Origin of the sequence: Brenneria sp. L3-3C-1, assembly GCF_016456245.1 — a bacterium.
Lineage (GTDB): Bacteria > Pseudomonadota > Gammaproteobacteria > Enterobacterales > Enterobacteriaceae > Brenneria.
In genome coordinates, this window is the sequence record NZ_JAEMHF010000008.1 from 128,880 (window position 1) to 151,244 (window position 22,365).

Sequence of the window (22,365 nt, forward strand, 5' to 3'; positions counted from 1 at the left end):
TGAATTGAAACTGTAGAACTTACTGATAATAAGGCAACCCATTTTTTATGACATATGCACTGGAGCTGGCGCAGTTAACTAAAACCTACCCGGGAGGCGTCAGGGCGTTGCGCGGCATCGATTTACGTGTTGACGCGGGTGATTTCTACGCTCTGTTAGGGCCGAATGGCGCCGGGAAGTCCACTACGATCGGCATCATCAGCTCTTTGGTCAATAAGACCGCCGGGAAAGTTCAGGTATTTGGTTACGATCTAGAGCGGGATGTGGTTAACGCGAAACGTCAATTGGGACTGGTCCCGCAGGAATTCAACTTTAATCCGTTTGAAACCGTGTTGCAGATTGTGGTCAATCAGGCGGGGTATTACGGCGTTAAACGTCATGATGCGCAAAAAAGGGCGGAAAAGTATCTGAACCAGCTGGATTTATGGGGAAAACGCAACGACCGCGCCCGTATGTTGTCCGGCGGGATGAAGCGTCGTCTGATGATTGCCCGCGCATTGATGCATGAGCCGAAGTTACTGATCCTGGATGAACCCACCGCCGGGGTGGATATCGAACTGCGCCGCTCCATGTGGGGATTCCTGAAGGAGTTGAATGCGCAGGGGACGACGATTATTTTGACCACCCACTATCTGGAAGAGGCTGAAATGCTGTGCCGCAACATCGGCATTATTCAGCATGGCGAATTGGTGGAAAATACCTCCATGAAACACCTGCTTTCCAAGCTTAAATCAGAAACCTTTATTTTCGATCTGGCGGCCAAGAGCCCGTTGCCGAAACTTGAGGGGTATCAGTATCGTCTGGTGGATACCTCGACGTTGGAAGTGGAAGTCATGCGCGAACAAGGGCTAAACGGCTTGTTCAGCCAGCTAAGCGGGCAGGGCATCCAGGTGTTGAGTATGCGTAACAAAGCTAACCGGCTGGAAGAATTGTTCGTCACCCTGGTTAATGGTTATGGAGGAAAAGCATGATGCGTTTGTATTGGGTGGCGTTGCAGAGTATCTGGATCAAAGAGGTGAACCGTTTTGGCCGAATCTGGATACAGACGCTGGTGCCGCCGGTTATCACCATGACGCTGTATTTTATTATCTTTGGCAATCTGGTCGGTTCGCGCATCGGGGATATGCGCGGATTCGATTATATGCAGTTCATCGTTCCCGGGCTGATTATGATGTCGGTGATCACCAATGCCTATGCGAATGTGGCCTCTTCCTTCTTCAGCGCAAAATTTCAGCGCAACATTGAAGAACTGCTGGTGGCGCCGGTTCCGACCCATGTGGTGATTGCCGGTTATGTCGGCGGCGGAGTGGCGCGGGGGATCTGCGTCGGCGTGCTGGTGACGGCGGTATCGCTGTTTTTTGTGCCGCTGCATGTTCATGCCTGGTGGATCATTGTATTAACGCTGCTGCTGACGGCGGTGCTGTTCTCGCTGGCGGGATTGCTGAATGCGGTTTTCGCCAAAACTTTTGACGATATCAGCCTGATCCCGACTTTTGTACTGACGCCCTTGACCTATCTCGGCGGGGTGTTTTATTCGCTGACGCTGCTGTCGCCGTTCTGGCAGTCGGTATCCAAACTTAATCCCGTGGTGTATATGATCAGCGGATTCCGCTGTGGTTTTCTCGGGATACAGGATGTCCCGCTGGTATTTACCATGGCGGTGTTGGTCGCCTTTATCGTCGTTTTTTATATTCTGGCGTGGTGGCTGATTGAAAACGGACGCGGGCTGCGAACCTGATCTGCGGATGGAAGTAAAAGGCGGTGGCGGCACCGCCTTGGTTATTCAATTCAGGCTATCTGTACCGGAATCGCTTTGGCCTGGCGCTGTAGCTCGTTGTCGCCGGAGAAATAAGCGACTTTGGGATGATGGCTTCTCGCCTGCTCATCGGACATTTGCACATAAGAACAGATGATCAGCTTATCGCCCACGCAGGCGCAACGGGCGGCGGCGCCGTTTACCGAAATAATCCGCGAGCCTCGTTCTCCGGCTATCGCATAGGTTGAGAACCGCTGGCCGTTATCCACGTTGTAGATATCAATGGCTTCGTATTCCAGTATGCCAGCCGCATCCATAAAATCCTGATCGATAGCGCAAGAGCCTTCGTAATGTAAATCGGCCTGGGTTACTTTTACCCGGTGCAGTTTGCCCTGCAACATGGTACGTATCATTGTTTATCACCTCGGTTATCCCCTTCATCTTTCAAGCTGCATCTGTGTTGGCTTCCCTCTCTCACCCCAGTCACTTACTGGTGTAAGCTCCTGGGGATTCATTCAGGCGCCGCCTTGATGCAACTCGAAATCTATTGGGTTCATACGGTCAAATCGACCTGCTGGTTATCAATTAATCGCGCTTTACCCAGCCAGGCGGCCATTAACACCACCGCGCGGGTGCTGGCTGCCGTGAGCGGCTGCAACGTGTCGGCATCACGGATGAACAGTTCGTCAGGCGTGAACCCGGCTTGTCGCAGCGATTCTTCCGCCTGAGCAATCAGCGGCTCTATCTGGCGATCGCCGGCAGCCAGTTGCTCCACTACGGTTGCCATGATCTGATGTAATCGTGGCGCGATCCGGCGCTGCTCGGCGCTGAGATAACCGTTGCGTGAGCTGAGCGCCAGCCCGTCGTTGGCGCGCACAATCGGTACGCCGACAATACTGATGTCATAACTCATATCGCTGACAAGCTGACGGATCAACGCCAACTGCTGATAATCTTTTTCGCCGAAGCAGGCCAGGTCGGGCTGCACCATATTAAACAGTTTGCTGACGATAGTGGCGACGCCGCGAAAATGGCCGGGACGACTGGCGCCTTCCAGCATATACGAAAGACCGGGAACCTCGACGAAAGTTTGTTCTTCCAGTCCGTTGGGATAGATCACCTCGGAGCCGGGAGCGAAAACCAGGTCGACGCCGCGCTGGTTCAGCTTCTCACAGTCTTCCTGCAACGTCCGTGGATAATGCGCCAAATCATCTTGCCGTTCAAACTGCATCGGATTGACGAAAATGCTGACGACCACAATGTCGGCCCGTTCTCTCGCTTCATCAACCAGCCTCATGTGCCCGTCGTGCAAATTACCCATAGTAGGCACCAGAGCGATACGTTTCCCCTCCTGGCGCCAGCGACGGATTTCACGACGTAGCAGTAGAGGGGTTTCAATAATCAACACACCTACACTCCTTAACGATTAACGAAAACAGCCAATTTTAGTAAAAAGAATAATCAGGAGAAGCTGGCGTTGTCAGCCGTAATGCAAACAAATTTTCTCTGTTCTTATTGCCATTGAGACGCCGGGCGTTCGGTTTTATGACGGCCTTCCTGACGTCAAGATGGCGGAGGAGCAGGGGATCATTCTAATGGAAGCACACGGGTAACGATAGCATTCACCCCACCTGAATAAACAGAGGGATCAGCCGACGCGGCTCTTATCCCAAAACGTCAACCCGTTACGGCCAACGTTAGTCAAAAGATGGGAGAGCGCTTCTCCATCGGGAAAAACCAGTTCCGGGGCGATCTCGGCCAGCGGAAACAGCATGAATTCACGATTTTTCATATCGTAATGAGGAACCGTCAGCCGCGGCGTCTGGATGACCTCATCGCCGAACAGCAACATATCCAGATCCAGCGTACGCGGCCCCCAGCGGTGCGCTTTTCGCACGCGTCCCTGTTGCTGTTCAATCGTCTGGGTATGATCCAGCAGGCGCTCGGCGTCCAGAGCGGTTTCCAGTTCGGCAACGGCGTTCAGATAATCGGGTTGATCCTGCGGGCCTAACGGTCGGCTACGGTAAAAAGAGGAACAGCGGATCAACCGGGTTTGCGGCAGGTTATCCAGCGCGGTCAGGGCGGCATTAACCTGCTGTAAAGGCTGTGCCAGATTGCTGCCCAGGGCCAGATAAACGCGCGTCATCAGGCTTTTTCTCGGCGCTCGGCGCTCGGTTTGCGCGGACGCCGGGGGCGGGAACGACGATGCGGCGTCGGGCCGTCATCCAGAGAACTCAGCATGGCCTGCTGACGCGGCGGCACCGCCGCCTGGAACTCTCCCCACCAGTGCGCCAGACGCAGCAGATCCTGATGGTTTTCTATTTCAGCGCGCAGACACAGCAGATCATAGGCGGCCCGGAACTTGGGATGCTCCATCAGTTTATAGGCGCGCTTGCCCTGGCGGCGTGACAGACGTAGCTGCAACTGCCAGATATCACGCACCAGCGAGGTAATACGTTTAGGTATCGCCAGTGAACGGCATTGTTCGTCCAGAATGTCATTCATCGCCAGTGAAAAGGCATCAAAATAGGCCAGACCGCTTTCCTGCGCCAACTTTTGCGCGTGCTCAATCAGCGGATACCACAACATGGCCGAGAACAGAAATGCCGGGTTAACCCGCATATTGTTTTGCAGCCGTTGATCGGTATTTTTCAAGACCTGAGCCACCATCCGTTCCAGCGTGGTATCGCCCGTTTCGGTAAAGTTACGGCTGATTAACGGGAAAAGCGGCTGGAATAACTGATATTCACACAGCATTTTGTAGGTTGGATAGCCGTAACCGGTCTGTAACAGCTTCAGCGATTCCTCAAACATGCGGGCCGCCGGAATGTCGTGCAGCAGGGCGGCAAGGCGGGGGATCGGTTCGGCCGTTTCGGGGCTGATGGTCATACCCAGTTTGGCCGCGAAGCGCACCGCGCGCAGCATTCGTACCGGATCTTCGCGATAGCGGGTTTCCGGATCGCCGATCATGCGAATCACGCCCTGACGCAGATCGTTTAAGCCGTCGGTATAGTCACGCACGGTGAAATCAGAAATCGTGTAATAAAGGCTATTGATGGAGAAATCGCGGCGTTGAGCGTCTTCCTCGATGGAGCCAAAAATATTGTCGCGCAAAAGCATGCCGCTCTGGGCTTGCTGGGCTGAATTCCTGATTTCCTGCTGTTCCTGGTGCCGCTCATGGTGGCCGCGGAATGTGGCGACTTCGATCACTTCCGGCCCGAACATCACATGAGCCAGACGGAAGCGGCGGCCGACCAAACGGCAATTGCGGAATAACTTACGCACCTGTTCCGGGGTGGCGTTGGTGGTGATATCAAAATCTTTGGGTTTTTTGCCCAGCAGCAGGTCACGGACGCCGCCGCCGACCAGATAAGCCTCGTAGCCCGCTTTGTTCAGGCGATAAAGTACTTTCAGTGCGTTATCACTGATATCACTGCGCGAAATATTATGCTGGTCACGCGGGATCACCGTCAGATGCTGACGCGTTTTCTCAGGTTTGACCATTTCGTTCTCACGATTCAGTACTTTACGGCAAAAATTAGCGACTCGGGTAAAGATAATACACCTCGATAGTGATGGATAAACAAAGTCACAATAAAAAATAGCGGCTAATCATAGCTCACCGGGCCCGGTTTGAGAATGCCGATGTGAGCTCTGGCCGGTTTTTGCTGCTGGCGAAGGGATTCGGGAAAGCGACCAATGTTCTACGGACCACTCAAGTAATGCCGCAAGCGTCAGGTCTTGCCAGCTTTCGGGCAATGGCTGATGTAAAAACTGTAATGCCGATATCAATATCGGGCGCGGGTCGCTATCGGGCAGCGCCGGGGCATGATTTTGTTTGGAGAGTTTATGTCCGTGCGCATTCAGTACCAGCGGCAGATGGATATACGCCGGCTGTTCATATCCCAGTTGACGATATAGCGAGATCTGCCGCACGGTGGGGGCGATCAGATCGGCTCCGCGGACAATTTCCGTGACGCCCTGCGCATGATCGTCGACGACCACGGCCAGATTGTAGGCAAAAAGCCCGTCGCGACGATGAATAATAAAGTCTTCACCCGCCAATGCGCGATCCGCATAAATTTCACCGCTTAATCGATCATAAAAGTGGCATACCGGCATGGTCTGGCGTAAGCGTAGTGCGGCGTTTTTGGCGCTTAGGCCGCGATCCCGGCAATAACCGTCATAGTGTCCGCCTAATTGCCGGATTCGGCGGCGGCTACAGGTGCAGTAGTAGCATAATCCCTGTTGCGTAAGCCAATGCAGCGCCTGGTGATAAAGCGCGTGGCGTTGTGACTGATAGACGACTTCGCCGTCCCAATAAAGGCCGTAATGCTCAAGCTGGGAGAGGATACGGGCGGCAGCGCCGGGGATTTCACGGGGAGGGTCGATGTCTTCGATACGCACCAGCCAGCGCCCGCGCTGAGCGCGAGCCTGAAGGTAACTGCCGAGGGCGGCAATCAGAGAACCAAAGTGCAGATCCCCGCTTGGGGAAGGGGCAAAACGCCCGATGTAACGATCTGTTTGACGCATCACTATAAGAATAACGCCGCGCATCGGCACTAAATCGGCAGCAGGCCGCGGCGAACGTTTTCTTTCTATAACGTTAAGCGCGGCTTATCGCCGCAGAGCCTATCCCTGTGTGCGAATATCCGCCCGCAGGGTTAGGCTTTTAGGATGAATGATTACCCAGCCATCTGCTTTTCGCGTATTTCCGCCAGTGTTTTGCAGTCAATACACAGATCAGCCGTTGGACGAGCTTCCAAACGACGGATGCCAATCTCCACGCCGCAGGATTCGCAATAACCGAAGTCTTCATCTTCGATTTTTTGCAAGGTTTTGGCGATCTTCTTGATCAGCTTGCGTTCACGATCGCGGTTGCGCAGTTCAAGGCTGAATTCTTCTTCCTGAGCCGCACGATCCACTGGATCGGGGAAATTAGCCGCTTCATCTCGCATATGCGATACGGTACGATCCACTTCGTCCCTGAGTTGGTTGCGCCATGCTTCAAGAATACGCTTAAAATGAGCCAGCTGAGCGTCGTTCATATACTCTTCGCCCGGCTTCTCCTGGTATGGCTCTACTCCGGCAATTGCGAGAATGCTCAGAGAAGATGTCTTACGGTTTTGCCCTTCTTGCATGTTGCTTCTCCTACATAACACGACACGCACTATACCCTGCTTATTTGCCGCCGCAGCCAGGCTACAACGCCAATTATTCGGGGTATATCGATCCCCTAAGGGGAAAAACAGGCCGCTATAAATAGCAGATGAAGATTAGGTTGGCAATGGTTCCTGACACGGGCCTGATAAAGTGTGAGGAACAACGTATTATCATCGGATGATAAACAACATGTTAGCGTGTATTGCTACGGCCATTTTATTTATCACGTTATCAATAACGGCAACGGATCGGTAAGTTTGATGCTGTCAGGGGATAAATTGGCGCCATAACATAAAATTTCAACCCCCTGCTGTTGCGCTGTCACCAATAATTCAGCGTAACGCGGGTCAATCTGTCGGGCAGGGCAAACCTGGTTGATCCCCGAATGAAGGACGGCGAAAAACAGCACGGCTCGCTCGCCATTGGCTGCTACCTGTTGGAGTTCGCGCAGGTGCTTTTGTCCCCTGAGCGTAACCGCATCGGGAAAGTAACCACATCCATGTTGCAACAATGTGACAGATTTCACCTCAATATAGCAGTTAATCTTGTCCGGCGCTTGTAATAGCAGGTCAATACGGCTGTTTTCCGTGCCGTATTTGACTTCCGTTTTTAAGGACGTATAACCCGCGAAGGTTGCTATCTGATTTGCTAACAAGGCTTCATGCAATAAGGCATTGGCACGCAACGTATTAACGCAAATCCAGTGATTTTCCTGCGTCTCGGTCAGCTCCCAGCTGTGCGGATATTTCCGCTTCAGGTTGTCGGAGGTGGAGTACCAGACGGTATCGCCGGGGGTGGCGCATCCGGTCATTGCGCCGGTATTGGCGCAGTGCAGCGTAAGTTCTTTTCCTTCCGGGGTCACTACATCGGCCAGAAAGCGTTTGTAGCGTTTAATCAGCCGGGCCGGCTGTAAGCGGGGAATGAATTGCATAGGTATCCTACTTGTTGATCAGCGGCCAGCTTGCCAATTCCTGATAGCGGGTTTTGCCATGTTCAAACAGTGATTGATAAAGCGAAAAATGGCGTATGGGGATTGACCAGTTAAAATCCGCGGGCGGCAGGGCAACGAATTTGGTTGCGCCGCGCAGCAGGGTGATATGCGGGTGGAAAGGCTGCGAGGGCTGGCTGCATCCGTTGCGGGCCGCCTGCGAGCGTAATAAATCCGCCAGTTGCAATAACCCGCGGGGAGCCTGTCGGCAGCCCATCCATACCACGCCGGAGCGCGGCCATTGGCCCGCGTCATTCAGATGCAGCGTAAATTCAGGCTGGCGGATTCGCCCCGCCAGCGTGCGCAGAGCCTGTTCTTTTTGTTCACTCACGTCGCCAAGAAAGGCCAACGTCAGATGAAGGTTGGCCGCAGCGACCGGGCGACCGGCCTGCGCTGAAAAGCTATCGGCGCGCCAGCGCACGATCGCCTGGCGGGTCGATTCCGGTAGCGACAAAGCAAAAAACAGGCGACGGGTGGGATGCATGTCGATCTCTTAAGTTCTGATTCCAGCAGATGCTACAATGCCTGCCGCTGAAAGTTAACCCTTACGGAGATTTCTGTGATTTTACCGCCCGTCAGTGCCGTATTGAATGATGTGATCGCCGCGCTGCACATGTCGCCCCAGGTTTTATTGAATGCGCCGACCGGTGCGGGAAAATCAACCTGGCTGCCGTTGCAACTGCTGCATCAGGGCAAACTGGACGGTCGGATTATCATGCTGGAGCCGCGACGGCTGGCGGCGAAAAGCGTAGCCTGGCGTCTGGCGCAGCAGTTGGGGGAAGAACCCGGCCGGACGATTGGCTACCGTATGCGCGCAGAAAGCCGGGTCAGCGCCTCAACCCGTCTGGAGGTGGTCACTGAAGGAATATTGACGCGCATGCTGCAACAGGACGCTGAACTGAACGGCGTGGCGCTGGTTATTCTGGATGAGTTTCACGAGCGTAGCTTGCAGGCCGATCTGGCGCTGGCGTTGCTGTTGGAGGTTCAGGCGGGGCTGCGTGAGGATTTGAAGCTGTTGATTATGTCCGCCACGCTGGATAATGCCCGGCTTTCGGCCCTGCTTCCCGAGGCGGGCGTGGTGACGTCCGCGGGGCGCAGCTATCCGGTTGAGCGTCATTATCACCCGTTGAATGGCCAGGAGCGGCTGGAGGAGGGCGTAGCCCGTCAGGTAAAACGTTTACTGGCCGAGGAAACCGGGTCGATGTTGTTATTTCTCCCCGGCGTGGCTGAAATCAAGCGGGTACAGGCTTTGCTGGCGGGCAGCGTGACGGACGATGTGGACTTGTGCCCTTTATATGGCGCGCTGACGCTGGCGGAGCAGCAGAAAGCGATCCTGCCGTCGGAAAGCGGGCGGCGTAAGGTCGTTTTGGCGACCAATATCGCCGAAACCAGTCTGACCATCGAAGGGATCCGGCTGGTGGTGGACAGCGGACTGGAGCGGATGGCGCGCTTTGACGTCAAAAGCGGTTTGACCAGGCTGGTCACCCAGCGTATCAGTCAGGCATCGATGGTCCAGCGCGCCGGACGCGCCGGGCGGTTAAGCGAAGGGATCTGCTGGCATTTATGTTCCCGCGAACAGGCCGAGCGCGCCGCCGCGCAAAGCGATGCGGAAATACTCAACGGCGATCTCAGTAGTTTCTGGCTGGATCTGTTGCAGTGGGGATGTACCGACGCCGGCCAATTAACCTGGCTGGATGCGCCGCCGCCGCCCGCCTTACAGGCGGCCCGGCAACTTTTGCGCCAGCTAGCGGTTACCGATCGGCATGACAAACTGACGTCGGAAGGGCGGAAAATCGCCGCGCTGGGGTGCGATCCGCGCTTGGCGACCATGTTGTATGCCGCCGCCCGGCAAAATGACGATGCGCTGGCAACGGCGGGGTGTCTGGCCGCGATACTGGAAGAGCCGCCCCGTAGCGGATCGATGAACCTGCTTGACTGGCTGCATCGCCCGTTGCCGCACTGGCTGCGGCGCGCGCAGCAGCTTACCCGTCGTTTGTCCGGGACGTCGGGCCGTATAGACGACGGATGGGCCGCCTGGCTGCTGGCGCAAGGCTTCGCCGATCGCATCGCCCGGCGCCGAAGTCAGGATGGCCGCTATCAACTGGCAAACGGCGCCGGGGCGATGATGTCGGCGGACGAGGCGTTGTCCGGCACCGACTGGCTGATGGTTCCCAGTTTATTGCAAAACAGCCATAATGCGGATGCGCGTATCCTGCTGGCGTTGCCGCTGGATATGGCGCGTTTGGAACAACAACTGCCCGGGTTGGTCAGCGAACATAACGTGGTGCGCTGGGACGAAGAAAAAGGTACGCTGCGCGCCAGTAAATGCAGTCAGATCGGTTGCCTGACGTTGCGCTCCCGTCCATTAAGCAAACCCTCCGACGAGGAGTTGCAACAGGCGATGTTGGGCTGGCTGCGGGAACAGGGGTTGTCCGCGCTGAACTGGGATGCGGCGGCATTGCAGTTACGCGCCAGAATACAATGCGCCCGCCAGTGGTTGCCCGAGGTAAACTGGCCGTCGGTGGATGATGAAACCTTGCTGGCGACGCTGGAACAGTGGCTACTGCCGTCTTTTCCCGGGGTGAGGGATATGCGGGCATTGCGACAGATTAACCTCGGCGAGGCGTTGATGCGCCTGCTGGACTGGCCGTTGCGCCAGCGGCTGGACAGCGCGTTGCCCAGCCATTACACCGCGCCGGGCGGGAGCCGTTTGCCTATCGCCTATTATGAGGATAAGCCGCCGGTGCTGTCGGTACGGATGCAGGAAATGTTTGGCGAGCGGCAGAGTCCGCTGCTGGCGGAAGGGCGGGTTGCGCTGGTGCTGGAGCTTTTATCGCCCGCGCAGCGTCCCTTACAGATTACGCGCGATCTGGCGGCTTTCTGGCAGGGCGCTTACCGTGAAGTTCAAAAAGAGATGAAAGGGCGTTATCCCAAACATGTCTGGCCGGACGATCCGGCGAATACGGCGCCGACCCGGCGTACCAGGAAATATCAGAATCATTAATTTCAGACGTTTCCTCTTCTTTGCAAAGGGCGGTGGAAACAGAGTAGGCGGCTTGAGTACCGAAGTAGGTGGCCGTTAATAACCTGACGGAGAAGTAACAGCAATGTCTCGGGATGACCGCGAACCGATTGGACGCAAGGGGAAAGCGTCGGGACGTAAACCTGCTCGCAAGCAGGCGATACGGCGTCGCAGGGATGACGACTATGATGATGATTACGAAGATTATCAGGATGGCTTTGATGACGACGACGATGGTTATGATGATGAGGACACGATGACGCGAAAACCGCGTAACAAACGGCGCTGGCTGGGGCTATTCATCAAATTGTTCCTGGTGTTCGCCGTATTGATGGCGATCTACGGCGTGTACCTCGACAGCCAGATCCGCAGCCGTATTGAAGGCAAGGTGTGGCAGTTGCCGGCGGCGGTGTACGGACGCATGGTTAATCTTGAGCCTGGGATGCCGTATAACCAGAAAGAGATGATTGGCCTGCTGGAAGGCATGCAATATCGCCAGGTGACCCGGATCACCCGTCCCGGCGAATTCAGCGTACGCGGCAACAACATTGAAATGCTGCGCCGTCCGTTCGATTTTCCTGACGGCAAAGAGGGGCAGATCCGCGCCCGTCTGACGTTCAGCAACGATCGTCTGTCGCAGATCCAGAATCTGGATAACCAGCGCAATTTCGGTTTCTTCCGTCTCGATCCGAAACTTATCACCATGATGCAGTCGCCGAATGGCGAACAGCGCCTGTTCGTGCAGCGCGCCGGGTTTCCCGATTTGCTGGTGGACACGCTCATCGCCACCGAAGATCGTCATTTCTATGAGCATGACGGCATCAGCCTGTATTCCATCGGCCGCGCGTTTTTAGCCAATATCACCGCCGGTCGGGCGGTGCAGGGCGGGAGCACCCTGACGCAACAGCTGGTGAAAAACCTGTTCCTGACCAATGAGCGCTCCCTGTGGCGTAAGGCTAACGAAGCCTATATGGCGTTGATCATGGATTATCGCTATAGCAAGGATCGTATTCTGGAGCTGTATCTTAACGAAGTGTACCTCGGTCAGAGCGGCAGCGATCAGATCCGCGGGTTCCCGCTGGCCAGTCTTTACTATTTTGGCCGTCCGGTGAATGAGCTGAGTCTCGATCAACAGGCGCTGCTGGTCGGAATGGTGAAAGGGGCGTCGCTGTATAATCCGTGGCGTAATCCTAAAATCACGCTGGAACGCCGTAATCTGGTATTGCGCCTGCTTCAGAATCAGCAGGTGATCGATGTCGAACTGTATAACATGCTGAGCGCGCGGCCGCTGGGCGTGCAGCCGAAAGGCGGCGTCATCAGTCCCCAGCCGGCGTTTATGCAACTGGTTCGTCAGGAATTACAGCAGCGGCTGGGGGATAAAGTCAGCGATCTGTCGGGGGTGAAGGTGTTCACCACGCTTGACCCGGTATCGCAGGATGCGGCGGAAAAAGCGGTGGAAGAGGGGATCCCGGCCTTGAGGGCCGCGCGGGGCGTTAACGATCTGGAAACCGCGATGGTGATCGTCGATCGTTTCAGCGGCGAGATCCGGGCGATGGTCGGGGGATCACAGACGCAATACGCCGGCTTCAACCGCGCCTTGCAGGCGCGTCGGCCGGTTGGTTCGTTGGCGAAACCCCCCACCTATCTAGCGGCGCTGAGTCAGCCCGATGCCTATCGGCTGAATACCTGGCTGGCGGATGAACCGTTGTCGCTAAGGCAGCCCAACGGCCAATTGTGGCAGCCGAAAAACTACGATCGCCAATTCCGCGGGCGCGTGATGCTGGTTGACGCGCTGGCGAATTCACTCAACGTGCCAACGGTGAATCTGGGGATGGCGGTGGGGCTGGATCAGGTTACCGCCACGCTGAAACGGCTGGGGATCCCCGAGAATGTGATTGAACCGGTTCCTTCGATGCTGCTGGGGGCGATCAGCCTGACGCCGATGGAAGTGGCGCAGGAATATCAGACCATTGCCAGCGGCGGAAACCGGGCGCCATTGTCCTCGTTGCGCTCGGTTATTGCGGAAGACGGTAATGTGCTGTATCAGAGTTTCCCCCAGGCCGAACGTGCGGTTCCCGCGCAGGCGGCTTATCTGACGCTGTACGGTATGCAACAGGTGGTGGCGCGCGGCACCTCACGTTCTCTGGCGGTCAAGTTCCCGAATTATCATCTGGCGGCGAAAACCGGTACTACCAACGATCTGCGCGATAGCTGGTTTGCCGGGATAGATGGTAAAGAAGTGGCGATCAGTTGGGTCGGGCGGGATAACAACGGGCCGGCAAAGCTGACCGGCGCGAACGGTGCGTTGACCATTTATCGCCGCTATCTGGAAAACCAGACGCCGCTGCCGTTGATGCTGACGCCGCCGGAAGGGATCGCCACCATGACGGTCGACGGCGGCGGCAATTTCCTGTGTAACGGCAGCGGCGGCGGACGGGTTTTACCGGTATGGACGGATAATCCGCAGGCGCTGTGTCAGGCCAGCCAGCCGCAGACGGCGCAGCCAGCGCAGCAAAATGGCGAGGGCGTCGCGGATTGGATCAGGGAAATGTTCGGCCAATAATTTTTTCTTCCGGCCCCCGCGCCGCCCTGTCTCTTATACAAATGCAGGGCATCATGATGGGTTTTGCCGTTACCCGGCGTAAGAAATTATGCTGAGGAGGCGGCAGGCTTAGGATGAGCCGCATGGATGCGGCGAAAGCTTGCGCCACGTCGGGAACGTGTCGCAAGCGGTCCGTTAAGCCTGATGCCGACGAAGGCACCGCGTCAGCGGCATAATTTAGCCGGAAGCCTGGGTTCGCAGGGCGGCGGCGCTTGAGCTGCCCTGCGTCGGGCGCGTGCTACGACGTAGCATGAAAATACCTTTCTTTTCGCGCACGAAATAACACTGAACCTACATATACCGTTATCAGTAAATTTGTGACTAAGAGACAGCGCGTCGCCGGGGGATCTTTTTCGCCTTGTCTCTGGCGTTTTTGCGTCTTCATCGTTGATTTCCGGCAGTGTAAATTCCTTGCGGAGCGTATTCCGTTACGCCTATTATGCAATCTTTATAATAATTATTATCATTGTCTTTTAGTTTGATAACCATTAACCACCTTGATTCCAGGTCGGCGGTAAAGCTCAAAACGTTATGCGAAACCAACATGCACTGCCAGATACTACGTTCAGGCTGGATAAAGTCAGCTTTTCCATCGCCGGCCGTACGCTGCTTCACCCGCTGTCCCTGACTTTCCCGGTGGGAAAAGTCTGCGGTTTGATTGGACACAATGGCTCCGGGAAATCCACGCTGTTGAAAATTCTTGGTCGCCATCAGGCGGCCAGCAGCGGTTCGGCCTGGTTGGGCGAACGCTCCGTCAACGACTGGGACAGCAAATCCTTTGCCCGTCAGGTCGCTTACTTACCCCAACAGTTGCCCGCCGCGGAAGGCATGACCGTGCGCGAATTGGTCGCGGTGGGGCGCTATCCGTGGCACGGCGCGTTGGGGCGTTTCGGCAGCGCCGATCGGGAAAAGGTCGACGAGGCGATTATGCTGGTGGGGCTGAAAGCCTTTGCCAACCGTCTGGTGGACAGTCTGTCCGGCGGCGAACGGCAACGGGCCTGGCTGGCGATGACGGTGGCGCAGGACAGCCGTTGTCTGCTATTGGATGAACCGACCTCCGCGCTGGACATTGCCCACCAGGTTGAGGTTCTGGCGTTGATCCAGCGCATGAGCCGGCAGCGCGGCCTGACGGTGATCGCCGTTTTACACGACATCAATATGGCGGCCCGTTATTGCGATTATTTAGTGGCATTGCGCGGCGGTGAAATGATTGCGCAAGGCGATCCGCTGGCGCTGATGAACGGCCCGGTGCTGGAAAATATTTACGGAATTCCCATGGGGATACTGCCTCATCCCGGCGGTGGCGCGCCGGTAAGTTTTGTTTGCTGACCATGTCTGACTTATTTCTTTCTGTTGATCCCCCGGATCGGAAACGCCGCCGTTTGCTGACGGCGCTGATGCTATCGCCGCTATTCTATTCCTCATTCGGTCGGGGGGGCGTTTATCCCGATACGCAGCGTATCGTGGCGCTGGAATGGCTGTCGGTTGAGATCATGATGGCGCTGGGCGTCACGCCGCTGGCCGTGGCGGATATCTATAATTACCGCCTGTGGGTGGAGGAACCTGTTTTGCCGCAACAGGTCATTGATGTCGGCTTGCGTACGGAGCCGAACCTGGAACTGCTGGCCGAGCTTCAACCCTCGCTGATTCTGTATTCCAAAGGCTACGGCCCGTCGGAGGATAAAATTAAGCGCATCGCGCCGATTCTGGGGTTCGATTTTAATGACCAGCATGGCAAACCGCTGACCATCGCGCAGGGATCGGTCGTGACGCTGGCGAGGGCGCTGGGCATACCTGAAGCGGCCGAGCGGCATTTGCAACAGCTTGCGGCATTTATGCAGCAGGCAAAAACACGCTTGCAGCCCTATACCCAACGTCCTCTGCTGTTGTTTTCCCTGCTGGATGCGCGTCACGCGCTGGTGTTGGGCAAAAACAGTTTATTTCAGCAGGTGATGGATGAACTCGGGATTGAAAATGCCTGGCGCGGAGAAACCAGTTTTTGGGGCAGCGCCATCGTCGGCATCGAGCGTCTGACCGAAATTAATGATGCTCACGCGCTTTGTTTCGATCACGGCAATGATGCGATTACGCGACAGGTCTCCGCCAGCCCGCTATGGCAGGCAATACCGTTTGTGCGGCAGCGGCGTTGGCAGCGGGTGCCCGCGGTATGGGTTTATGGCGGCACGCTGGCGGCGATGCGTTTTTGCCGCGTGCTGGAACAGGCATTGGAGGCGCGGCGTCATGTCGGTTAAGCATCGAATGCTGCCTATCCTGCTGATTGGACTGCTGTTGGCGTTGACGCTGGGGATGGGCGGCTACAATTTGCAGCGGCAATTGCCGGTGGCGTTATGGTCACAGGGGCTATGGCAGCCGTCCACCGACGATATTCGGCAACTTCTGTTCCACTATAGTCTGTTGCCGCGGATGGCGCTGGCTCTGCTGGTGGGGGCCGGGTTGGGGCTGTGCGGCGTGCTGTTCCAGCAGGTATTGCGTAATCCGCTGGCGGAATCGTCGACGCTGGGGATCGCCACGGGCGCCCAGTTGGGCATCACGGTGGCGACGCTGGCGGCGCTGCCCGGCGGCGCGTTTATCCAGCAAATCGCCGCGATGATCGGCGCGTTACTGGTCGGCGCGCTGGTGTTCGGCGTTGCCTGGGGCAAGCGATTATCACCGGTTACGCTGATACTGGCCGGGCTGGTGCTGAGCTTTTACTGCGGCGCGGTCAACCAACTGCTGGCGTTGTTTCACCACGACCAGCTTCAGAATATGTTTCTGTGGAGCAGCGGCGCGCTGAATCAGCAGGACTGGCGGAACGTGTGGTTTGTCCTCCCCCGGCTGCTGGCGTGTTTCTGTCTGGCGTTATTACTGCTGCGTCCGCTGACGTTGCTGGGGCTGGACGACGGCGTCGCGCGTAATTTGGGCTTAGGACTATCGCTGGCGCGGTTGGGCGCCCTCGGGCTGGCGGTTTTCCTCAGCGCCCAACTGGTCAATGCGACCGGCATTATCGGCTTTATCGGTCTGTTTGCCCCGCTGTTGGCGAAAATGCTGGGCGCCAGGCGATTACTGCATCGACTTTGGCTGGCCCCGCTGTTGGGCGCGCTATTGCTCGGCGTGACCGATCAGATCGTGATCTGGCTGACCGGCGTATGGCGCGAGGTGCCGACGGGCGCGGCGACCGCCCTGATTGGCGCGCCGCTGCTGCTGTGGCTGCTGCCGCGCCTGCGCGCCAGCGGGCCGGCTTCGATGACGGATCGTGCCGGCGCGCAGACGACGGAACGCCGTCAATGGGGCCTGTGGCTGTTGGGGGGCAGTCTGTTGCTTGCCGCGGTAGTGTTAACGGCGCTGCTGCTGGGGAAAAACGCCCAGGGCTGGCAGTGGAGCAGCGGCGATCTGTCAACCCAGCTATTGCCGTGGCGCTGGCCGCGGGTGCTGGCGGCGCTGACCGCCGGGGTGATGCTGGCGGTGGCCGGCACGCTGATACAGAAACTGACCGGTAACCCGATGGGCAGCCCGGAAGTGCTGGGGATCAGCTCCGGCGCGTCGTTCGGGGTGATCCTGCTGATGTTCCTGGTGCCCGGCAATGCGTTTGTGTGGTTGATCCCCGCCGGAAGCGCGGGCGCGGCGGCGACGCTGTTGACGATAGTTATCGTCGCCGGACGCGGCGGGTTTTCCACCCAGCGCATGCTGTTGGCGGGTATCGCATTGAGTACGGCGTTCACCACCGTGATTACCCTGCTGTTGGCCAGCGGCGATCCGCGCATGGGAAGCGTGCTGACCTGGTTGTCCGGGTCAACCTATGCCGTCGAAGCGACGGATGCGCTGCGAACGGCGGTTATCGCCGCCTTATTGTTGCTGATGGTGCCGCTGTGTCAGCGCTGGTTACGTATTTTGCCGTTAGGCGCCGCGACGGCGCGCGGGCTTGGAATGGCCGTCACGCCGGTGCGTCTGCTGGTGCTGCTGTTGGCTTCGGTGCTGACCGCCATGGCTACGCTGATGGTGGGGCCGATGAGCTTTGTGGGGTTGATGGCGCCGCATCTGGCGCGCCTGATGGGTTTTAGCCGCGTGATGCCGCAACTGTGCTGTTCGGCGTTGATCGGCGGATTGCTGATGGTGTTGGCCGACTGGTGCGGGCGCATGATGCTGTTCCCGAATCAGATCCCGGCCGGGCTGCTGGCGACCTTTATCGGCGCGCCGTATTTTGTTTATCTGCTGCGCAAGCAGGTGAGATAAGCAGCCCCACATCGTGGGGCTGCGGCGGGTTGTCGAAACGATCGTCGGTCAGAATGTGTAGTTGACCGCCACCGAGACGCTGCGCGGCGCGCCGTAAACGCTATAACTGTTCAGGTAGCTGTAGTAGGTCTTATCCAGCAGGTTGTTGATGTTGGCCTGTACGGAGAACTGAGGCGTGACCTGATAACGGCCAAACAGACTCACCAGCGAATAGCTTCCCTGGGTGACGCGGGTTTCGCCCTGGGGGCCGGTGACATCCGCATAGGTATGACTCTGCCAGTTGACGCCGCCGCCCACCGTCAGTTCCGGCAACGTAGGTAGCTGATAGCGGGTAAACAGCTTCAACTGCGTCCGGGGTAAGTGGGAGTTTACCGCCGTATTGTCCTGATCGACGGCGGTATAGTGCGAGCCGCCGAGGGTGAGTTGCAGATTGTCGGTCACGGCGCCGTTCAACTCGACGTCGAAGCCTTTGCTGACCGTGCCTTGCGCGCCGTAATACGCCTGCTGGGACGTGCCGGGCACAAACAAACTGCCGTCGGGCTGGGCGACGTTATCCTGCTCGATGCGAAATACCGAAAAGGAGGCGGTCAACCGGCCGTCATACCAGGCCGCTTTCAGGCCGGTTTCATAATTTTTCCCCACTATCGGATCGAGGTAGCTGCCGTTGCGATCTTTATAGTCCTGCGGCATAAAGATTTCGGTGTAGCTCACATAGGTCGACCAGACGTCATTGATGTCATAGATCAGGCCGCCGTAAGGCGTGATGTTATCCTGATTACGCACTGAGGTGGTCGCGGGGGTACTCCAGTAATTTTTGGCGGTGCTGCGCCAGTCGGTGTAACGCGCGCCGACGATGAGCGCCAGCGGGTCGGCCAGCGAGAAGCGGGCGGCGGTATAGAGCGCTTTTTGATGCACGGTCTCGTCCGAATAATCGGCGAAGTCAGGCCAGCTAAGATCGGAGGTAACGCCGTTCCAGTTGTTAAAATTGCCAATATCCACAACGGGAACCGTGGCGTAGCGATAGTTATTGGTCTGCCGGCTGTAACTGACGCCGCTCACCAGTTCATGCTGGCGGCCCAGCAGTTCAAACGGCCCGCGAACCAGCGTGTCGATGGCATCCAGTTTGCGCGTGCCGATATACCAGCCGCCGTAGCCAGAGGTGCCCAGACCGGTGGTTTTATCGGGGAGGCCGCCGATGAACATCAGCTTGCTGTCGAAGTCGGTTTCCGCATGGGTGGCGGCGCTGCGGATTTCCCAGCCGTTATCAAACTGATGGTTGAGATTGGCAAACACTTTGGTGGTGTCGACATAGTGATGGCTCCAGTTCGGCGCCACGTTGAATCCGCGATCCAGACGGGTGCGGCTGCCGTCGCTGTACCAGTTGGGCATGCCGCCCCAGGTTACTGAAGTAGGAGTGCTTTGCTGGTAATCATAACCCAGCGACAGCGTGGTATTGGCGGACAGATCGGCATCGATCACGCCGTAAAGGAATTTTTTCCGGTAGTGGTAGCGGTCAAGGAAAGAGTCATTATCCTGATAGCCGGCGATAACGCGGCCGCGTACGTCTCCGGACTGGCTAAGCGGGGCGGACAAATCCGCGACGTAGCGTTGATTGTCCCAACTGCCATAGCTGCCCGATACCGAACCGATAAACTCGCGGCTGTCGGCATGTTTGCGCACCATATTAACCGATGCGGAGGGGTTGCCGGCGCCGGTTAACAACCCCGTCGCGCCGCGCACGACTTCGATGCGATCATAAATGGCGGTGTCTGAACCCGCGTCGCCGAAGTTCCATGCTTCGGTCATGGTGGTGGGAATACCGTCAAACTGATAGTTGTTAATGTAGAATCCGCGCGAATAAAAGCTGGTGCGCTCACTGTCGATCACCTGGGTGGCAATGCCGGTGGTATTTTGTAATACCTCCCCGATGCTCTGTAGATTCTGATCCTGAATGCGCTGTTTGGTTATCACGCTGACCGATTGCGGAATATCGCGCGGGGTTAGCGACAGCCCCGTGCCGGCGCTGGTGGTTTTGACGCTGTAGTCCGTATCGCTGTCGACCGCGTCGTTGCCCGGACTGGCGCTGACGACCAGAGTATCCCCGACATTCGCGCTCTCATCGGCGGCCAGAACGTCAGGGGCGGTCAAGGCCGAAGCGATTAAGATAGCGATAAGGGAAAGCGCGTATTTGCTTTCTGGTCCGCTAAATGCGGCGTTGTCAATACGCCGGTTTTCCCTCACCGGTACGGTCTGTGAATACATGGGCATTCCTTATGATAAAGTTATTGTTTTTTACTGAATATTTTAAAACCAGCGTACCGCTAGGCCTGATTCCAGACCGGCGCGGCGGTATTGGGGCGAGCAATGAGTGTGATGTAGTTAATAATTTGAATGCGAATAATACTCATTATAAGTATTATTGTAAATAAACGTAAGCGCTCACCAATGGGGCAAAAAAAGACAAGAAATCGCGGTTTGCTTGTTGTGGATACAGACAGCGGCCGAGCGGTGGTTAACGGCGCGGGGGGCGCGATCGGCTTTCCGCTCGGCGGCAGGGAAATAGCGTGGGTCAGTCAGAGATGCGCGCGCCCTATCATGTTGATGATCGGGCGCGGCTTAAGAAACGCAGTGGCTTGGTCGGCGGTTACAACCGGGCAAAGCAGAACTGCGCGGCTTCTATCGTGCGTTCGATATCCTGCGGGGTATGCGCCAGCGACATAAAGCCGGCTTCAAAGGCGGAAGGGGCCAGATAGACGCCTTCTTCCAGCATCATGTGGAAGAAGCGCTTGAAGCGTTCTACGTCGCTCGTCATCACGTCCTGATAGCAGGTAACGCTATTCGCCTCGGTAAAGAACAGGCCGAACATGCCGCCTGCCTGATTCACCACCAGCGGGATATGTTCCGCTTTGGCCGCCGCCAGCAGCCCCGCCGCCAGCTGCTGCGTTAGTTCGGTCAGCGTTTGATGAACGCCGGGTTTGGCGACTTCCGTAAGGCAGGCGAAACCCGCGGCCATGGCGATCGGGTTGCCGGACAACGTCCCGGCCTGATAAACCGGCCCGGTCGGCGCCAGCGCCTGCATCACTTCGCGTCGGCCGCCAAACGCCCCGACCGGCATGCCGCCGCCGATGATTTTCCCCAGACAGGTTAAATCAGGCACCACCCCGTAGTGCGCCTGTGCGCCGGCGAGGGCGACGCGAAAGCCGGTCATCACTTCATCGATAATCAATAGCGCGCCGAATTCATCGCACAGCGCGCGTAATCCGGGTAAAAACTCGGGTAACGGCGGAACGCAGTTCATATTACCGGCGACCGGCTCCACAATAATGGCGGCGATATCCTGAGGATATTGCTCAAACGCGGCGCGTACGGAGCTCAGGTCGTTATAGGTGCAGGTCAGGGTATGGCGGGCGAAATCCGCCGGTACGCCCGGGGAGTTCGGTTGCCCCAGCGTTAACGCGCCGGAGCCGGCTTTCACCAGCAGGCAGTCGGCGTGTCCGTGGTAGCAGCCTTCGAATTTGATGATTTTATCGCGCCCGGTAAAACCGCGCGCCAGACGGATCGCGCTCATGGTCGCCTCTGTACCGGAGTTGACCATGCGAACCATGTCGATGGTCGGCACCAGCGACGTCACCAGCCGCGCCATCCGCACTTCCATTTCCGTCGGCGCGCCAAAGCTCAATCCACGTTCCGCCGCCGCGATCACCGCCTGACGAATGGCCGGATGGTTATGCCCCAGCACCATCGGTCCCCAGGAGCCAACGTAGTCGATGTAGGATTTGCCATCGGCATCGTAAAGATAGGCGCCGTCCGCCCGTTCGATAAACAGAGGAACGCCGCCAACGCCGTTAAACGCACGGACCGGCGAATTGACGCCGCCTGGAATGAGTTGCTGCGCCGCCGCATACAGACTTTCAGATTTGTTCATTAAGAGGGTCCTGACGTTACGTTTATCGTGGAAAGTAAGGCTATTCTAATAAACTGACCCGCGTTATGAAATCATTGTGCTGCCATCGTGCCGGAAAACCCGGCGCGTCGGGGATCGAAAGCATGGCGGAAGCGGCGCGCCGGCTGCATAATATGGCGATTAATTCGTCCACCGATGTCAAATCTTGAACGTTTTAACCCGCTATTGGATAATAAGCGTATGATTGGGTGAGCATGTATATCACCCGATAAGCATTGAGTTGGGAGTAAAGAGATGAGCGACGATATGGCATTGCCCCTGCAATTTACTGATGCGGCGGCGAAAAAAGTGAAACTCCTGGTGGCTGATGAAGAAAACCCAGAGCTGAAACTGCGGGTTTATATCACCGGAGGGGGGTGCAGCGGCTTCCAGTACGGCTTTACGTTTGACGACCAGATCAATGAAGGCGATATGACCATCGAGAAGCAGGGCGTTGCGTTGGTGGTTGACCCGATGAGCCTGCAATATCTGGTGGGCGGTTCGGTCGATTACACCGAAGGGCTGGAAGGTTCGCGTTTTATCGTGACCAACCCGAATGCCAAAACAACCTGTGGCTGTGGTTCTTCTTTCAGCATCTGATCGCGCCTTCATCGGCCAGGAAACCTTAAAACCCGTGCAATCGGAATGACTGCGCGGGTTT

Annotated in this window: 19 protein-coding genes; 9 read left to right on the plus strand and 10 right to left on the minus strand. The window is 57.0% G+C overall.

Annotated elements, in window-relative coordinates; genetic code table 11:
- Positions 1 to 47 precede the first annotated feature (47 nt).
- Positions 48 to 971 carry an ABC transporter ATP-binding protein gene (locus JG725_RS15450; RefSeq protein ID WP_172290907.1) on the plus strand — a complete coding sequence of 308 codons (924 nt, stop codon included), beginning with the start codon at positions 48 to 50 and terminating at the stop codon, positions 969 to 971.
- Complete coding sequence (locus JG725_RS15455; RefSeq protein ID WP_172290908.1) at positions 968 to 1,738, plus strand: ABC transporter permease; 771 nt, start codon at positions 968 to 970, stop codon at positions 1,736 to 1,738. The genes JG725_RS15450 and JG725_RS15455 overlap by 4 nt, the downstream gene beginning before the upstream one ends.
- Positions 1,739 to 1,788: 50 nt before the next feature.
- Here the strand turns inward: JG725_RS15455 and panD are convergent, their stop codons facing one another.
- From panD to thpR, 8 genes are all read right to left on the minus strand, one after another.
- The gene (gene panD / locus JG725_RS15460) at positions 1,789 to 2,169 is read right to left on the minus strand and encodes an aspartate 1-decarboxylase (RefSeq protein WP_172290909.1); all 381 of its coding nucleotides are present in this window, start codon (positions 2,167 to 2,169) and stop codon (positions 1,789 to 1,791) included.
- A gap of 140 nt (positions 2,170 to 2,309) precedes the next feature.
- On the minus strand, positions 2,310 to 3,164 hold the full coding sequence (gene panC, locus JG725_RS15465; RefSeq protein WP_172290910.1) for a pantoate--beta-alanine ligase: 855 nt from the start codon (positions 3,162 to 3,164) through the stop codon (positions 2,310 to 2,312).
- 240 nt (positions 3,165 to 3,404) lie between these two features.
- On the minus strand, positions 3,405 to 3,902 hold the full coding sequence (gene folK / locus JG725_RS15470; protein ID WP_172290911.1) for a 2-amino-4-hydroxy-6-hydroxymethyldihydropteridine diphosphokinase: 498 nt from the start codon (positions 3,900 to 3,902) through the stop codon (positions 3,405 to 3,407).
- Positions 3,902 to 5,314 carry a polynucleotide adenylyltransferase PcnB gene (pcnB, locus tag JG725_RS15475; RefSeq protein WP_172290961.1) on the minus strand — a complete coding sequence of 471 codons (1,413 nt, stop codon included), beginning with the start codon at positions 5,312 to 5,314 and terminating at the stop codon, positions 3,902 to 3,904. Before pcnB ends, folK begins: the two co-directional genes overlap by 1 nt.
- A gap of 54 nt (positions 5,315 to 5,368) precedes the next feature.
- Positions 5,369 to 6,289 (minus strand): tRNA glutamyl-Q(34) synthetase GluQRS, encoded by a 921-nt coding sequence (gene gluQRS / locus JG725_RS15480; protein WP_172290962.1) that lies wholly within the window; start codon positions 6,287 to 6,289, stop codon positions 5,369 to 5,371.
- A gap of 152 nt (positions 6,290 to 6,441) precedes the next feature.
- Positions 6,442 to 6,897 (minus strand): RNA polymerase-binding protein DksA, encoded by a 456-nt coding sequence (gene dksA, locus JG725_RS15485; RefSeq protein ID WP_136168102.1) that lies wholly within the window; start codon positions 6,895 to 6,897, stop codon positions 6,442 to 6,444.
- A gap of 245 nt (positions 6,898 to 7,142) precedes the next feature.
- Complete coding sequence (sfsA, locus tag JG725_RS15490; protein ID WP_172290912.1) at positions 7,143 to 7,850, minus strand: DNA/RNA nuclease SfsA; 708 nt, start codon at positions 7,848 to 7,850, stop codon at positions 7,143 to 7,145.
- Positions 7,851 to 7,857: 7 nt separating this feature from the next.
- On the minus strand, positions 7,858 to 8,391 hold the full coding sequence (thpR, locus tag JG725_RS15495; protein WP_199378722.1) for an RNA 2',3'-cyclic phosphodiesterase: 534 nt from the start codon (positions 8,389 to 8,391) through the stop codon (positions 7,858 to 7,860).
- A gap of 75 nt (positions 8,392 to 8,466) precedes the next feature.
- Between thpR and hrpB the strand changes: the two genes are divergently transcribed.
- The 5 genes from hrpB to fhuB all read left to right on the plus strand — a co-directional run bounded on the left by hrpB (position 8,467) and on the right by fhuB (position 17,761).
- The gene (hrpB, locus tag JG725_RS15500) at positions 8,467 to 10,911 is read left to right on the plus strand and encodes an ATP-dependent helicase HrpB (RefSeq protein WP_199378723.1); all 2,445 of its coding nucleotides are present in this window, start codon (positions 8,467 to 8,469) and stop codon (positions 10,909 to 10,911) included.
- A gap of 103 nt (positions 10,912 to 11,014) precedes the next feature.
- A complete protein-coding gene (gene mrcB / locus JG725_RS15505; protein ID WP_199378725.1) occupies positions 11,015 to 13,492 on the plus strand; it encodes a bifunctional glycosyl transferase/transpeptidase in 2,478 nt (825 codons plus the stop codon).
- Positions 13,493 to 14,062: 570 nt separating this feature from the next.
- The gene (gene fhuC, locus JG725_RS15510) at positions 14,063 to 14,860 is read left to right on the plus strand and encodes a Fe3+-hydroxamate ABC transporter ATP-binding protein FhuC (protein ID WP_172290916.1); all 798 of its coding nucleotides are present in this window, start codon (positions 14,063 to 14,065) and stop codon (positions 14,858 to 14,860) included.
- A gap of 2 nt (positions 14,861 to 14,862) precedes the next feature.
- Complete coding sequence (gene fhuD, locus JG725_RS15515; RefSeq protein WP_172290917.1) at positions 14,863 to 15,783, plus strand: Fe(3+)-hydroxamate ABC transporter substrate-binding protein FhuD; 921 nt, start codon at positions 14,863 to 14,865, stop codon at positions 15,781 to 15,783.
- Entirely contained in the window at positions 15,773 to 17,761 is a 1,989-nt protein-coding gene (gene fhuB, locus JG725_RS15520) for a Fe(3+)-hydroxamate ABC transporter permease FhuB (RefSeq protein WP_172290918.1), read from the plus strand. Before fhuD ends, fhuB begins: the two co-directional genes overlap by 11 nt.
- A 48-nt stretch (positions 17,762 to 17,809) precedes the next feature.
- On the opposite strand, the gene fhuE is transcribed toward fhuB, so the two are convergent.
- Together fhuE and hemL are read right to left on the minus strand one after the other, a co-directional pair.
- Entirely contained in the window at positions 17,810 to 20,023 is a 2,214-nt protein-coding gene (fhuE, locus tag JG725_RS15525; RefSeq protein ID WP_233356445.1) for a ferric-rhodotorulic acid/ferric-coprogen receptor FhuE, read from the minus strand.
- 382 nt (positions 20,024 to 20,405) lie between these two features.
- A complete protein-coding gene (gene hemL / locus JG725_RS15530) occupies positions 20,406 to 21,686 on the minus strand; it encodes a glutamate-1-semialdehyde 2,1-aminomutase (RefSeq protein ID WP_172290920.1) in 1,281 nt (426 codons plus the stop codon).
- 65 nt (positions 21,687 to 21,751) lie between these two features.
- Here hemL and JG725_RS20805 point away from each other — a divergent pair, with 65 nt between their 5' ends.
- Positions 21,752 to 21,874, plus strand: a complete 123-nt coding sequence (locus JG725_RS20805) for a hypothetical protein (protein ID WP_255556163.1) — start codon at positions 21,752 to 21,754, stop codon at positions 21,872 to 21,874.
- Positions 21,875 to 21,959: 85 nt separating this feature from the next.
- The gene (gene erpA / locus JG725_RS15535; RefSeq protein ID WP_172290921.1) at positions 21,960 to 22,304 is read left to right on the plus strand and encodes an iron-sulfur cluster insertion protein ErpA; all 345 of its coding nucleotides are present in this window, start codon (positions 21,960 to 21,962) and stop codon (positions 22,302 to 22,304) included.
- Positions 22,305 to 22,365 lie beyond the last annotated feature (61 nt).